Here is a 13,816-nt window from a genome sequence, read left to right on the forward strand (position 1 = left end):
GCTTGCTTGCTTCGCTTGTCAAAGGGTCTCGCGCAGCATGCGGGCCACGCCCTGCTGCCAGTGCGGCAGCACCAGGCCGAAGGTGGTCTGCAGCTTGCGCGTGTCCAGGCGCGAGTTGGCGGGGCGCGTCGCGGGCGTGGGGAAGGCGCTGGTGGGCACGGGGTCGACGGCTTCGGGTCCGGCCTTGAGTTCGACGCCGGCCGCCTTGGCCTGCTCGATCACGAAGCGCGCATAACCGTGCCAGGTGGTCTCGCCGCCGGCCACCGCGTGATACAGGCCGGCCTTGGCCGGGTCCTGCAGCGTGGCGCGGATGGCATGCGCCGTGACGTCGGCCAGCAGCTCGGCACCGGTGGGCGCGCCGAACTGGTCGTTGATGACGGTCAGGCGATCGCGCTCCTCGGCGATGCGCAGCATGGTCTTGGCAAAGTTGCCGCCGCGCGCGGCATAGACCCAGCTGGTGCGGAAGATCAGGTGCTTCGCGCAGTGCCTGGCCACCAGTTGTTCGCCTTCGAGCTTGGTGCGGCCGTACACGCTGAGGGGGCCGGTGGCGTCGTCTTCTTTCCAGGGCGTGCTGCCGCTGCCGTCGAAGACGTAGTCGGTGGAGTAGTGCACCATGAGCGCGCCGATCTGCTGCGCGGCCTCGGCCACCACGCCGGGCGAGGTGGCGTTGAGCTTGCGCGCGAACTCGGGCTCGCTCTCGGCCTTGTCGACGGCGGTGTGGGCCGCGGCATTGACGATAACGTCGGGGCGCACCTTGAGTACGGTGTCGGCCAGTTGCTCGGGGCGGCTGAAGTCGGCGTTGAAGTCTGTGCTGTCGAAGTCGAGCGCAACCAGCTCGCCCAGCGGCGCGAGGCTGCGTTGCAGCTCCCAGCCGACCTGGCCGCCCTTGCCCAGCAGCAGCAGCTTCATGCCGCAGCCTTGGCCGCGGGGGCGGCGTCGTATTGCTTCTCGACCCATTCGCGGTAAGCGCCGCTTTGCACGTTGCGCACCCATTCGCCATGGGCCAGGTACCACTCGACGGTCTTGCGGATGCCGCTGTCGAAGGTTTCGGCGGGCTTCCAGCCGAGTTCGCGCTCGAGCTTGCGCGCATCGATGGCGTAGCGCCGGTCGTGGCCGGGGCGGTCGGTGACGTAGCTGATCTGCTCTTTGTAGGGCTTGCCGTCGGCGCGCGGGCGCAGTTCGTCGAGCAGCGCGCAGACGGTGTTGACGATCTCGATGTTGGGCTTCTCGTTCCAGCCGCCGACGTTGTAGGTCTCGCCGAGCCGGCCGGCTTCGAGCACGCGGCGGATGGCGCTGCAGTGGTCCTTCACGTAGAGCCAGTCGCGCACCTGCATGCCGTCGCCATACACGGGCAGCGGCTTGCCGGCCAGGGCGTTGACGATCATCAGCGGGATGAGCTTCTCGGGGAAGTGGAAGGGCCCGTAGTTGTTGGAGCAGTTGGTGGTGACGACCGGCAGGCCGTAGGTGTGGTGCCAGGCGCGCACGAGGTGGTCGCTCGCGGCCTTGCTGGCCGAGTAGGGGCTGTTGGGCTCGTACTTGTTTTCTTCGGTGAAGGCGGGGTCGGTCTTGGAGAGCGAGCCGTAGACCTCGTCGGTCGACACGTGCAGGAAGCGGAAGGCGGCTTTCTGCTCGGCCGGCAGCGCGCTCCAGTGGCCGCGCACGGACTCGAGCAGGCGGAAGGTGCCCAGCACGTTGGTCTGCACGAAGTCCTCGGGGCCGTGAATGGAGCGATCGACGTGCGATTCCGCAGCAAAGTTCACGATGGCGCGCGGTTTGTGCTCGGCCAGGAGGCGGTCGACCAGCGCGCTGTCGCCGATGTCGCCCTGCACGAAGATGTGCCGCGGGTCGCCCTTGAGAGACGCGAGCGTCTCGAGGTTGCCGGCATAGGTCAGCTTGTCGAGGTTCACGACAGGCTCGTCGCTCTGCGCCAGCCAGTCGAGTACGAAGTTGGCGCCGATAAAGCCCGCGCCGCCGGTTACCAGGATCATGAGTCTCCCCGAAGTTTCGAATCAATGACAATTATCCCATTGGTCCGAATTGTCAAAATTCATGGTTGGCGGCTTTGCGGTCCCCGCCTACAATCGTTTCACTGCAGGAGAGCGAGTAGTACCTATTACTACTTCACCGAAGGCGCAAACTCCCATAAACGCTCAGGTTGGCCCACAGATTCCTTGAAGTTCTTTCAAAGAGTTGCGTGGCACGTACTGCATCAACTGACAAGCCGTCTGGAGAGCCATCACCTCGCGTGATGCACCGAAGGAGCAAACCCGTTGCAAGGTGCAACAGGTGAATCTCTCAGGTACCAAGGACAGGGGGAGCGGCAACTTGGACGGCGTTCGTCCGGTTGCTTGCTATTGAATCAGTAGCACACCAAGTCCGCCGTTCAAGTGCCAATCTTCAAAGGTACTTGAAATGCGTGTGATCGTTCTTGGCGCCGGCCTGCTCGGCGTGACTTCTGCTTACTACCTCCAGCAACTCGGCCACGAGGTGACCGTGATCGACCGGCAGGCCACGCCGGCCGCCGAAACCAGCTTTGCCAACGGCGGGCAGATCTCCGTCAGCCATGCCGAACCCTGGGCCAACCCGAGCGCGCCGCTCAAGGTGCTGCAATGGCTCGGCAAGGAAGACGCTCCGCTGCTCTTTCGCATCCGCGCCGACATGCGCCAATGGCTCTGGGGCCTGCAGTTCCTGCGCGAATGCACGCCGGCGCGCACCCGGCACAACATCGAGCAGATCGTGCGCCTGGGCACCTACAGCCGCGAGGTGCTGCAGCAGCTGCGTGCCGACGCCGGCCTCCAATACGACCAGCGCACGCAGGGCATCCTGCACTTCTATACGACGCAGAAGGAGTTCGACGGCGCCCTCCAGCCCGCCGAGCAGATGCGCGCATTGGGTTGCGAACGCCAGGTGATCTCGGCCGACGAAGCCGTGAAGATCGAGCCCGCCCTCGCCCACATCCGCCCGAAGCTGGCGGGTGCCACCTACACGGCGGAGGACGAGTCCGGCGACGCGAATCTTTTTGCACGCGAGCTGGCAAAGCGCGCGGCCGCAGCGGGCGTGAAGTTCCTCATGAGCCACACGGTGACCGCGCTGCGTGAGGCCGGCGGCCGCATCGATCATGTCGAAGCCACCGACAGCGAAGGCCGCTTCCAGCGCATCCGCGGCGACGCCTTCGTGCTCGCGATGGGTTCGCTGAGCCCGATCGTTGCCGCGCCGCTGGGCATTCGGCTGCCGATCTATCCGGCCAAGGGCTACTCGGTGACGCTGCCGGTGAAGGACGCCTCCAGGGCGCACCAGGTCTCGCTGACCGACGACGAGTTCAAGCTCGTGTTCTCGCGCTACACCTCGGCTTCCGGCGACCGCCTGCGCATTGCCGGCACGGCCGAGCTCAACGGCTACGACCGCGACCTGAACCGCGTGCGCTGCGAGGCGATCGTGCGGCGCGTCGAGGAGCTCTTTCCGGGTGCCGGCGACACCACGCAGGCCCAGTTCTGGACCGGCCTGCGCCCCGCGACGCCAAGCAACGTGCCGCTGATCGGCAAGACGAAACTGCCGAACCTGTTCCTCAACACCGGCCACGGCACGCTCGGCTGGACGCATGCCTGCGGCTCGGGCAAGTCGATTGCGCGCATCGTGAGCGGACTCGCGCCCGAGGTCGACTTTGCGTTCACCGGCATGCCTGCGCCGGCAGCGCGCGTGCTGCAGCCGGCCTGAATGCCGGCAGGCAGGGCGAGGGAGACTCAGTCCTTGCTGGTGAACACCGTCAGCACGCCGGTGTAGCCGTACAGGTGGTGGCGCGCGATCTCGCCTGCGGCGAAGAAGCCGACCAGCGGCACGTCGCCCAGCGCATGCCGCACGATCTGCAGCTCGGCGCCCGGCGCGCCGAAATGCGGCCCGCCGCGTCCCGAGCAGCTCACGTACACCGCGCCCGCGATGCGGCGCGCCGGATGCGGCGCCGCTTCGGCCTCCCCGGCCGCGACGGCGCGTGCGGTGGCCAGCGTCTGCTCCTCGGGCTCGAGTTCCTCCCGGATTTCCGCGCAGATGCGCATCAGGTCGGCGCGCGCGGCCTGCGCATTGCGGCGGCAGAAGGTCAGGCGCATGCCCGCCTCGGCCACGTCGGCAATCGCGATGCCGCGGCGCGTGGGGTCCAGGCCGATGATGTGGCGCACCAGCACATCGGCGCCCAGGTCGCCCGTGCGGCGAATGCCGTCGCTGCCCGCGTCGGCAAGGCCCACCAGCGTGGCGCGCACGGCGTCGATGGCTTCCTGCGGCCGCTCGAGCGACACCTGCAGGTCGGCCAGCAGCACGTCGAGCGCGGGTTCGCCGTCGAGCTTGAGCAGCAGGTTGCCATCGGCCTCGGTGATCTCGCGCTCGCGCCCCGCGCCCGAGCGCAGCGGCTGGCAGCCCTGGGTGACTCGCGACACCAGCCGCACGCCCTCGCCGAACACCACGCCCGACAGGCCGCCCGAGAACACGCCGCCCGCGGCGCCGTGCCCGCGGATGTTGCCGTTGCCGCCCACCGCGAACTGCAGCGCGCCGCCGCGGCCCGACGAGAGCCCGCCGAACAGGTAGCCGGTGTCGGTGCGGCCCGCCATCTCGCCGATGAGTTCGGTCAGGTCGGGCGTGGCGGGGTCCGCGTGCACCAGCGCCGTGTGGGCCTCGAAGCCGCTCATTTCCGAATTGCCCAGCGGCGCCACGCCGGAGAACACGCGGTACTGGTCGCTGGGCAGCGCGCAGAGCATCAGGCTGAGGCCAGGCTCGTCGAAATATTCGGCGTTGTTGGCCGAGACGCCGATGCCGACCGTGCCCGACCAGTCGGTGACCTCGGGCAGTTCGGCGCTCAGGTGGTCGAGGATGTCCTGCGCGTCCGCCGCGTAATGGTCGGTGATGTAGAGCAGCCCGAGCGTGGGCGATGCCGCGTAGTCGGGCAGCGCCATCTGCGCGCGCAACTGGGCCAGCACGAGGCCGGCTGCCATGCGCCATTGCGGGTGGGTGGCATGGCCGGAAGGAAACAGCTTCATGATGCGTGCCAACCCGTTCTCTTCAAGAAAGATGTGTGTATGACGTCAGCGGCGGCCGGTCGTTCGCTTGCGCGCGGCGGCCGATGCCTTCTTGGCGGCGGCGGGCGCTGCCGCCTTCCTGGCCGCGGGTTTCGAAGCCGCGGGAGCATTAGCCGCCGGCTGGGCCATGGCCGGCACCTTGAGCTGGGCTGCATCCTGCAGCGCCGAGCTCGCGATCTGCTGGAACTGCTCGGTCAGCGAGCCCCACCATTGCATCGGATCGATCACGCCGGCGGCGCCATTGCCGCCCGAAGCGGCAGCGGCCGAAGCCGGCTTGCTGCGCGCCTTCTTCGCCAGTGCCGGGGCTTCTTCTTCCTCGGGCTCGGCTTCCGGTTCGGCCGGCGCAGCGGCTGCTGCAGGTGCCGGAGCAGCGGCAGGCGCCACGGCGGCCGCCTGCTTGGTGAACGCGCTGGCGATATCTTCCATCCGCACGTTCATGCCGCGCAAGGTCGAAAGTGTCATCTTTTGCACTTCGAGCGCCTGGATGGTGGCCTTGAGCGCGTGGCCGTTCTGCTCGAGCCAATACTGCACCGTCTTGAGTTCCTGGATGCGCTTGTCGACCTCTTCCACGCTCAGCGTGGGGGCCACCCAGCTCGCGAGGCTCGGCAACCCGGGCACCGCACTGCCCGCCGCGCCGCCGGCGCCACCGCCGGCAAGGTTCTTCAGAAAATCGAATCCGGGGACGAATTGACTGAAGTCGAAGGGTTGGCTGGCGTTGCTCATGCGGAGGTCTCCGGTTGGGTTTTCTTGTGATGCCAGCTTACTCCAAGGCACCGCCGTTTTGGGCCCGGGCGCCCTCCCCTTTGCCCCCTCAGAGTTCCGCGCGCACCTTGCTGAACACCTTCCAGAACGCCGCGTCCTGCGAGGTCGCGAAATTGATCCGCATCATCGTGCTCGGCGGCCGCCGCGCATGGAACAGCGAGCCCGGCGCCAGCAGGTAGCCCTGGTCGAGCATGCGCTGGGTGAGCGCGTCGGTGTCGACGCCGGTGTCGACCCAGCCGAACAGGCCCGCCGGCTCCGACGCGAAGCTGCAGCCGTGCGCCATCGCGAGCTTCACCGCGCGGCCGCGCGCGCCGTCGAGCCGGATGCGTATGCGCTCGGCATGCCGCCGCAGCTGGCCCTGGTCGATGCACCACGAAAGCGCCCGCTCGAACAGCGTGGGCGTGGTGAGCGTGGCCAGCAGCTTGGTCTCGAGCAGCCGCTCCTTCAGTTGCGGCGAGGCGGCCAGGAAGCCGATGCGCCAGTTGGGCGCCAGGATCTTGGCGAAGCCGCTGACGTAGATGGTGCGCTGCAGCCCGTCGAGCGCGCTGAGCCGCGTGGCGTGCTCGGGCGCGAGGTGGCTGTAGGTGTCGTCCTCGACGATGTGGAAGTCGTGCTCGTTGGCCAGCTTGAGCACGCGATGCGCGCTGCCGGGCGTGAGGCTGTAGCCGGTCGGGTTGTGCAGCACGCTCACGCTCACGAAGAGCTTGGGGCTGTGCAGCTGGCAGTACTGCGCCATCACCTCCAGGTCGGGCCCGTCGGCGCGGCGCGGCACCGGCAGGATGCGCATGCCCAGCGCCTCGAGCCGCGCGAATTCGAGCGCCCAGCCGGGCTCCTCGACCATCACCGGATCGCCCGCGCGCAGCAGCGTGCGGCTCACGATGTCCAGCGCGTGCGTGGCGCCCACCGTGGTCACGATCTGGTCGGGCGCGGCGGGCACGTTGATGCCCACCAGCTTGTTCGACAGGCTGCGGCGCAGCGCGGCGTCGCCCGAGGGTTCGCCGTACTGGAGCGACAGTTCCTGCAGCGCGGCTGTACTGGTCATGCGGCGCACCGCCGTCGGCATGAAGGCGGACGCCATCCAGTCGGGCGGAAACACGCCCATGCCCGGCTGCGGCTTGTCGCTGGGCCGGTGGAACATGCTGCGGATGAGCGAGCTCGCATCGGCCGGCACGCGCGAGGCCATCATCTGGACCACCATGGGCGCCGCGTTGGGTGGACGCCCCTCCTGCGCCGGCGCCGAGTCGCGCACGTAGAAGCCGCGCTGGCGGCGCGCCTCGACCAGGCCCTGCGCCAGCAGCTGGTCGTAGGCCGCCACCACCGTGTAGGGGCTCACGCCCTGCTGGCGCGCGCATTCGCGCACCGAGGGCAGGCGCGCACCGGGCGGCAGCAGCCGGGTGCGGATGCGTTCGGCCAGCCGGTCGGCCAATTGCCCCGTGAGCGACTGGGTGGAGGTTCGTGTCAGCATCTGGGGCTCGGCTTCTGTGTCGAAAGAAAGACCAATACAGTTTTCGAATATGTTCGACTAACTGTATCGGAACTGTAATGGTGTGAAAGTTTAGAGTGTATGCAATGAACTGGCAAGAATTCACCGCGCTGCTGGTGCTGGCCACGGCGATGAGTTTCTCGCCCGGTCCCAACACCACGCTCTCCACCGCCCTCGCGGCCAACGGTGGCCTGCCGCGCGCCATGCGCTTCGTGGTGGCCGTGCCGGTCGGCTGGACGCTGCTGCTGGTGCTGTGCGCAGCCGGCATCGGCGCGCTGGTGGTGGCGGTGCCTTCGTTGCGCCTGGCCATCAAGGCGCTGGGTGTCGGCTACCTCTTGTGGCTGGCCCACAAGCTGAGCGGCAGCGGCACGCTCGGCCGTGCCGACGGCGCGAGCCTCGACGTCGGCTTTGGCCAGGGCGTGATGCTGCAGTTCGTCAACATCAAGGCCTGGCTGCTCGCGCTCACGCTGGTGGCCGGCTGGATCGCAGGCCAGCCCGATGCGCTCGGGCGCTTCGCCATCGTCGCGCCGGTGATGCTGGTCTACGCCTTCATCAGCAACTTCACCTATGCATTGGCGGGCGCACTGCTGCGCGAATGGCTCTCCAAGGGCAAGCGCCTGCTGTGGTTCAACCGCGCGATGGGGCTGGTGCTGGTGCTCACGGCCTGGTGGATGCTGGGTGTATGAACAACCGCCTCCCTATCAAGGACGAAACGCTGGGCATGTGGCTTGGCGTGATCGGCGTGGCGCTGTTCGCGGTCACCTTGCCGATGACGCGGCTGGCCACCGGCACGCAGGGCGCGCCGCAGCTGTCGCCCTGGTTCGTGACGCTCGGGCGCGCCGCGCTGGCGGGCATTCTCTCGACGGTCTTCCTGCTGGCGACGCGTTCGCCGCGGCCCGCGCCGCACCAGTGGAAGCCCCTTGGCATGGCGGTGCTCGGCAATGTGATCGGCTATCCGCTGCTGCTGGGCTACGCCTTGCGCGTGGTCACGGCCAGCCACGCGGCGGTGGTGACGGCGCTGCTGCCGCTCGTGACCGCGGCGGTCGCGGCCTGGGTGCTGCACCAGCGCGCGCGGCTCGGCTTCTGGCTCTGCGCCATCGCGGGCAGTGTGCTGGTGGTGCTGTTCTCGGTGCTGCGCGCGAGCCAGGGCGGCCATGGCTTCGGCTTCGAATGGGCCGACCTGCTGCTGGTCGGCGCGGTGGTCGCGGCTTCGTTCGGCTACATCTACGGCGCGCAGGTCACGCCGTCGCTCGGCGCCGAGCGCGTGATCTGCTGGGTCTGCGTGATGGCGCTGCCCGTGACGCTGCCCGCCACGCTGGCCATGTGGCCCACGGAGCCCATCGCCACCTCGGCCTGGCTGGGCTTCGTCTACGTGGGCGTGTTCTCGATGTGGATCGGCTTCTTCGCCTGGTACCGCGGCCTGGCCCTGGGCGGTGCGCTGCGCGTGAGCCAGACGCAGTTGCTGCAGCCCTTTCTCTCCATCCTTGCATCCATTCCGCTGCTGGGCGAACCGCTCGACGTGGTCACGCTGGGCTTTGCCATTGCCGTGGTCTGCACGGTGGTGCTCGGCAAGCGCCTGTCGCAGCCGCAGCCCGTTCCTGCCGTTTCGCCGCGCGCCGCGCATGCCGAACAATCCTGAATCCCACCCCACCCGACTGAAAGAAGACCCCATGAACTGGAAACTCGCCGCCCGCGCCGCCAAGATGAATCCGTCGGTGCTGCGTGAAATCCTCAAGGTCACCGAGCGCCCCGGCATCATCAGCCTGGCCGGCGGCCTGCCCTCGCCCAAGACCTTCCCGATCCAGGCCTTTGCCGACGCCTGCGCCGAGGTGCTGCACAACGACGGCCAGGCGGCGCTGCAGTACGCCGCGAGCGAAGGCTATGCGCCGCTGCGCCAGGCCGTGGCCGACATGCTGCCGTGGAACGTCGATCCCGCGCAGGTGCTCATCACCACCGGCTCGCAGCAGGGCCTGGACCTGGTGGCCAAGGTGCTCATCGATCCGGGCAGCAAGGTGCTGGTCGAGACGCCCACCTACCTGGGCGCGCTGCAGGCCTTCGGCCCGATGGAGCCGAACCCGGTGAGCGTGGCGAGCGACGACGAAGGCGTGATCGTCGAAGACCTGGTGGCCAAGGCGAAGGATGGGCGCTTCGTCTACCTGCTGCCCAATTTCCAGAACCCTACGGGCCGCACCATGACCGAGGCGCGCCGCGCCGCCGTGTCGGCCGCCGCGGCCGCCGCCGGCCTGCCGATCGTCGAGGACAACCCGTACGGCGAACTGTGGTTCGACGAAGCCCCGCCGCTGCCGCTGACCGCGCGCAATCCCGAAGGCTGCATCTACCTGGGTTCGTTCTCGAAGGTGCTCGCACCGGGCCTGCGCCTGGGTTTCCTGGTTGCGCCGAAGGCCATCTTCCCGAAGCTGCTGCAGGCCAAGCAGGCGGTCGACCTGCACACGCCGATCTTCACGCAGCGCATGGTCTCGGCCGTGATGAAGGACAACTTCCTCGAGCGCCACGTGCCCACCATCCGCGCGCTCTACAAGCGCCAGCGCGACGCGATGATGGCCGCGCTCACGCGCGAGATGGCCGGGCTGGACGTGAAGTTCAATGCACCCAAGGGCGGCATGTTCCTGTGGGCGCGCCTGCCCGAGGGCATCGACACCGTCGCGCTCTTGCCCAAGGCGGTCGAGCGCAACGTGGCCTTCGTGCCGGGCGCGCCCTTCTATGCGGACCAGGGCGATCCGCGCACGCTGCGGCTGTCGTTCGTGACGGCCAGCGTGGAGGAGATCGACACCGCGATCGCCGCGCTGGCCCTGACGCTGCGCGAAGAGCTGGCGCTGCTGGGCGAACGCAAGCTCGCGCCCGAACCCGTCTGAGACGCAACGCGAGGCAGACCACGATGCACATCGCCATCCTGACTTTCGACGGCTTCAACGAACTCGACTCGCTGATCGCGCTCGGCGTGCTCAACCGCATCAAGAGGCCGGGCTGGCGCGTGACGCTGGCCGCGCCCAGCGCCACGGTCACCTCGATGAACGGCGTCACCATGCATGCGAGCTCCACGCTCGAGGCGGCCGCCGAAGCCGGCGCGGTGCTCGTCGGCAGCGGCATCCGCACGCGCGAGATCGCGGCCGATCCGGCCATCATGGGCGCGCTGCGCCGCCTCGATGCGAAGCGGCAGCTGATCGGCGCGCAGTGCTCGGGCACGCTGCTGCTCGCCAAGCTGGGCCTGCTGGGCGCGGTGCCGGCCTGCACCGACCTCACGACCAAGCCCTGGGTGCAGGAGGCCGGCGTCGAGGTGCTCAACCAGCCCTTCTTCGCCAAGGGAAATGTGGCGACGGCCGGCGGCTGCCTGTCGGCGCCCTACCTCGCGGCCTGGCTCATCGCACGCAGCGAAGGCATCGAGGCCGCGAAGAGCGCGCTGCACTACGTGGCGCCGGTGGGCGAGAAGGAAGACTACGTGGCGCGCGCGCTGCGCAACATCGAGCCCTACCTTCCACCGGTTCCCGCAGCCACGGCCGACGCCGCCTGAGGGAAGCGCCGCAGGACGCATCATGATCAGCCTCGCCACGCTCGCGCTCTTCCTGCTGGCCGTGCTCGCGCTGTTCCTGTCGCCGGGACCGAACATGGCCTTCGTGCTCTCGCACGGCGTGGCCCACGGCCCGCGCGGCGGCTTCGCAGCGGCGCTCGGCATCTCGTCGGCCGACCTGGTGCACACGCTCTTCGCCGCCACCGGCGTCACGGCGCTGGTGGCGGCCTGGCCGCCCTCCTTCGACCTGCTGCGCTATGCGGGCGCGCTGTACCTGCTGTGGCTCGCGGTGCAGGCGCTTCGCAGCAGCAGCGGCGGCCTCCCCGCGGGTGCGCGTGCGCAGCCATCCGCCTTCGCCCGCATCGTGCGCATGGCCTTCCTGAACAACCTCGTCAATCCGAAGGCGCTGCTGTTCTTCATGGTGTTCCTGCCGCAGTTCGTCGACCCGGCGCGCGGCAGCGTGCCCTTGCAACTGGTGCAGCTCGGCGTCATGCTGTCGGCAGCCGCGCTCGCGTTCAACACGCTGCTCGGCGCCTGCAGCGGACAGCTCGGCCGCTGGCTGCAGCGCCGTCCGGGGGCTGAAAAGTTCCAGCGCGGCCTGCTGGCCCTGGTGATGGTCGGCCTGGCGATCCGCCTGCTGCTGCTCGACCGTCCCGCCGTGCCATCCGCCCTGTCCGCCACACCTGTCCAAGGAAGCTGAACACCATGCTCAATATCTGGGGCCGCATCAGTTCGATCAACGTGCGCAAGGTCGTCTGGTGCGCGCAGGAACTCGGGCTCGACTTTCAACGCACCGAGGCCGGCGGCCGGTTCGGCGTGGTGCAGACGCCCGAGTACCTGGCACTCAACCCGAACGCGATGGTGCCCACCATCGACGACGGCGAAGGCAGCGATCGCGTCACGCTCTGGGAATCGAACGTGATCGTGCGCTACCTCTGCGCCAGGCATTCGCACGGCAAGTTCTATCCGAGCGAGCTGCCCGCGCGCTTCGATGCCGAACGCTGGATGGACTGGCAGCAGACCACGCTCAACCGCGCGAGCCGCGACGCCTTCGTGCAATGGGTGCGCACGCTGCCGGCCGAGCGCGACCCCGCGCTGATCGCGGCCTCGGTGCATGCGAGCGAGGCGCTGTTCGCGATGCTCGACGCGCATCTTTCGCGGCAGCCCTTCATGGCCGGCGACCGCTTCACCATGGCCGACATCCCCATCGGCTGCGAGGCGCACCGCTGGTTCGGCCTGCCGCCGGCCGAATACCAGCGCCCCAGCTGGCCGAACCTCGAACGCTGGTACGGCGAACTGATCTCCCGGCCGGGCACGCGCGGCGTGCTCGACCTCCCGCTCGAATGAAAAGCATGAAACCCCGCCCGTTCAAACAAGTCGACGTCTTCACCGCCACGCCCTACCACGGCAATCCGCTCGCCGTGGTGCTCGACGGCAGCGGCCTGGGCGACGCCGAGATGCAGCGCTTCGCGCAGTGGACCAATCTTTCGGAAACCACCTTCCTGCTGCCGCCGACCGAGCCCACGGCCGACTACCGCGTGCGCATCTTCACGCCCGGCGGCGAGCTGCCCTTTGCGGGCCATCCCACCATCGGCAGCTGCCACGCCTGGCTGCAGGCCGGCGGCAGGCCCAAGGCGGCGGGCCGGATCGTGCAGCAGTGCGCGGCCGGCCTGGTGCCGCTGCGCCATGAAGGCGAGCGCCTGGCTTTCTCGGCCCCGCCGCTCAAGCGCAGCGCGCCGAGCCCCACGCTGCTGGCCAAGGTGGCGGGTGCGCTGGGCCTGAAGGCGCAGCAGGTGGTTGCGGCGCAGGTGCTCGACAACGGGCCGGTGTGGTTCGGCCTGCTGCTCAGCGATGCGGACACCGTGCTCCGGCTCGTGCCCGACCACCGCCTGCTCAAGGAGCTGGGTGTGAAGGCCGGCGTGGCGGGCATGCCTGCCGAGCAGGGTTCGTCGATGCTGATCGGCCGCTCGAACCGCGAGGCGCGCGCCTTCGGCGGCAAGTCCGCTGCAATCGAAGAAGGCGAAGGCCCGAAGATCGACCTCGAGGTGCGCGCCTTTGCCGCGCCCATCGGCGTGGAGGAAGACCCGGTCACCGGCAGCCTCAACGCCAGCCTGGCCGAATGGCTGATTGCCGACGGCCACATGCCCGCGCGCTATGTGGCCGCGCAGGGCCAGTGCCTCGGCCGTTCCGGGCGCGTGTACATCGAGCGCGACGCCGACGGCAAGGTGTGGGTCGGCGGCGATGCCGTGACCTGCGTCGACGGCCAGGTCACGCTGTAAAGGCAAGGCACCATGCGCGCGCAGCTCGACCACCTGGTAATCGCCGCCGCCTCGCTGGCCGAGGGCGTGGCGTGGTGCGAGGCCACGCTGGGCGTCACGCCCGGCCCTGGCGGCTCGCATCCGCTGATGGGCACGCACAACCGGCTGCTGAACATCGCGGCCGAGGCGTTCCCGCAGGCCTACCTGGAAATCATCGCGATCGAGCCCGGCAAGCGGCCATCGCGCCCCGGCACGCGCCGCTGGTTCGACCTCGACGACCCGGTGCTGCAGGCCGGGCTCGTGCGGCGCGGACCGCGGCTGGTGCACTTCGTCGCGCGCGTGCCCGACGCGCACGCCGCGCTGCAGGCGCTGGCGCGCGAGGAGCACGCCCACATCGACCGCGGCCAGCTGCTCGAAGCCTCGCGCGACACGCCCGCCGGCCGGCTCGAATGGCAGATCACGGTGCGCAATGACGGCCAGCGCCTGTTCTACGGCGCGCTGCCCACGCTGATCCAGTGGGGCCCCGTGCATCCCACCGACGCCATGCCGGCTTCGGGCCTTGCGATGCGCTCGCTGCAGGCCACGCATCCGCGCGCGGCCGACCTCTCTGCGGCGCTGTCGGCCATCGGCATGGCCGGCATGGCGGTGCAGGCCGGCGCGCCCAACCTGGTGGCCGTGCTCGACACGCCCCGCGGCCCCGTCACGCTTCAATCCGAAGGACTCTGAC

The 13,816-nt window shown here is 69.1% G+C and carries 14 protein-coding genes and 1 riboswitch; of the genes, 9 read left to right on the plus strand and 5 right to left on the minus strand.

The window, feature by feature from the left end:
• Nucleotides 1–18: 18 nt before the first annotated feature.
• Nucleotides 19–909 (minus strand): dTDP-4-dehydrorhamnose reductase, encoded by an 891-nt coding sequence (gene rfbD / locus AC1DSC_RS29045; RefSeq protein WP_436287264.1) that lies wholly within the window; start codon nt 907–909, stop codon nt 19–21.
• Nucleotides 906–1,988 (minus strand): dTDP-glucose 4,6-dehydratase, encoded by a 1,083-nt coding sequence (gene rfbB, locus AC1DSC_RS29050; protein WP_018903761.1) that lies wholly within the window; start codon nt 1,986–1,988, stop codon nt 906–908. The genes rfbD and rfbB overlap by 4 nt, the downstream gene beginning before the upstream one ends.
• A 227-nt stretch (nt 1,989–2,215) precedes the next feature.
• Nucleotides 2,216–2,322, plus strand: a riboswitch (glycine riboswitch).
• A 90-nt stretch (nt 2,323–2,412) separates the two neighbouring features.
• Here rfbB and AC1DSC_RS29055 point away from each other — a divergent pair.
• Complete coding sequence (locus AC1DSC_RS29055) at nt 2,413–3,714, plus strand: D-amino acid dehydrogenase (RefSeq protein ID WP_436287263.1); 1,302 nt, start codon at nt 2,413–2,415, stop codon at nt 3,712–3,714.
• A 26-nt stretch (nt 3,715–3,740) separates the two neighbouring features.
• Here AC1DSC_RS29055 and AC1DSC_RS29060 read toward each other — a convergent pair whose 3' ends face one another.
• The 3 genes from AC1DSC_RS29060 to AC1DSC_RS29070 form a co-directional block, all read right to left on the minus strand.
• Nucleotides 3,741–5,021, minus strand: a complete 1,281-nt coding sequence (locus AC1DSC_RS29060; RefSeq protein ID WP_278881099.1) for an FIST signal transduction protein — start codon at nt 5,019–5,021, stop codon at nt 3,741–3,743.
• A 45-nt stretch (nt 5,022–5,066) separates the two neighbouring features.
• A complete protein-coding gene (locus tag AC1DSC_RS29065) occupies nt 5,067–5,783 on the minus strand; it encodes a PhaM family polyhydroxyalkanoate granule multifunctional regulatory protein (protein WP_436287262.1) in 717 nt (238 codons plus the stop codon).
• An 88-nt stretch (nt 5,784–5,871) separates the two neighbouring features.
• On the minus strand, nt 5,872–7,287 hold the full coding sequence (locus AC1DSC_RS29070) for an aminotransferase-like domain-containing protein (protein ID WP_436287261.1): 1,416 nt from the start codon (nt 7,285–7,287) through the stop codon (nt 5,872–5,874).
• Nucleotides 7,288–7,391: 104 nt separating this feature from the next.
• Between AC1DSC_RS29070 and AC1DSC_RS29075 the strand changes: the two genes are divergently transcribed.
• Genes AC1DSC_RS29075 through AC1DSC_RS29110 form a run of 8 tightly spaced genes read left to right on the plus strand, consistent with a single transcriptional unit; the run spans nt 7,392 to nt 13,815 of the window.
• Nucleotides 7,392–7,991 (plus strand): LysE family translocator, encoded by a 600-nt coding sequence (locus AC1DSC_RS29075; protein ID WP_436287260.1) that lies wholly within the window; start codon nt 7,392–7,394, stop codon nt 7,989–7,991.
• Complete coding sequence (locus AC1DSC_RS29080) at nt 7,988–8,944, plus strand: DMT family transporter (RefSeq protein WP_436287259.1); 957 nt, start codon at nt 7,988–7,990, stop codon at nt 8,942–8,944. Before AC1DSC_RS29075 ends, AC1DSC_RS29080 begins: the two co-directional genes overlap by 4 nt.
• Nucleotides 8,945–8,975: 31 nt before the next feature.
• Nucleotides 8,976–10,178 carry an aminotransferase-like domain-containing protein gene (locus AC1DSC_RS29085; protein ID WP_412510350.1) on the plus strand — a complete coding sequence of 401 codons (1,203 nt, stop codon included), beginning with the start codon at nt 8,976–8,978 and terminating at the stop codon, nt 10,176–10,178.
• A gap of 23 nt (nt 10,179–10,201) precedes the next feature.
• Nucleotides 10,202–10,834 (plus strand): DJ-1/PfpI family protein, encoded by a 633-nt coding sequence (locus AC1DSC_RS29090; protein WP_436287258.1) that lies wholly within the window; start codon nt 10,202–10,204, stop codon nt 10,832–10,834.
• A gap of 22 nt (nt 10,835–10,856) precedes the next feature.
• Nucleotides 10,857–11,531 carry a LysE family translocator gene (locus tag AC1DSC_RS29095; RefSeq protein WP_278880875.1) on the plus strand — a complete coding sequence of 225 codons (675 nt, stop codon included), beginning with the start codon at nt 10,857–10,859 and terminating at the stop codon, nt 11,529–11,531.
• 5 nt (nt 11,532–11,536) lie between these two features.
• A complete protein-coding gene (locus AC1DSC_RS29100) occupies nt 11,537–12,178 on the plus strand; it encodes a glutathione S-transferase family protein (protein WP_018903771.1) in 642 nt (213 codons plus the stop codon).
• A gap of 5 nt (nt 12,179–12,183) precedes the next feature.
• The gene (locus AC1DSC_RS29105; protein WP_478131989.1) at nt 12,184–13,110 is read left to right on the plus strand and encodes a PhzF family phenazine biosynthesis protein; all 927 of its coding nucleotides are present in this window, start codon (nt 12,184–12,186) and stop codon (nt 13,108–13,110) included.
• Nucleotides 13,111–13,122: 12 nt separating this feature from the next.
• Nucleotides 13,123–13,815 (plus strand): VOC family protein, encoded by a 693-nt coding sequence (locus tag AC1DSC_RS29110; RefSeq protein ID WP_436287256.1) that lies wholly within the window; start codon nt 13,123–13,125, stop codon nt 13,813–13,815.
• The last annotated feature ends 1 nt before the right edge of the window (nt 13,816 follow it).

It is taken from the genome of Variovorax sp. 01N425 (assembly GCF_056399465.1).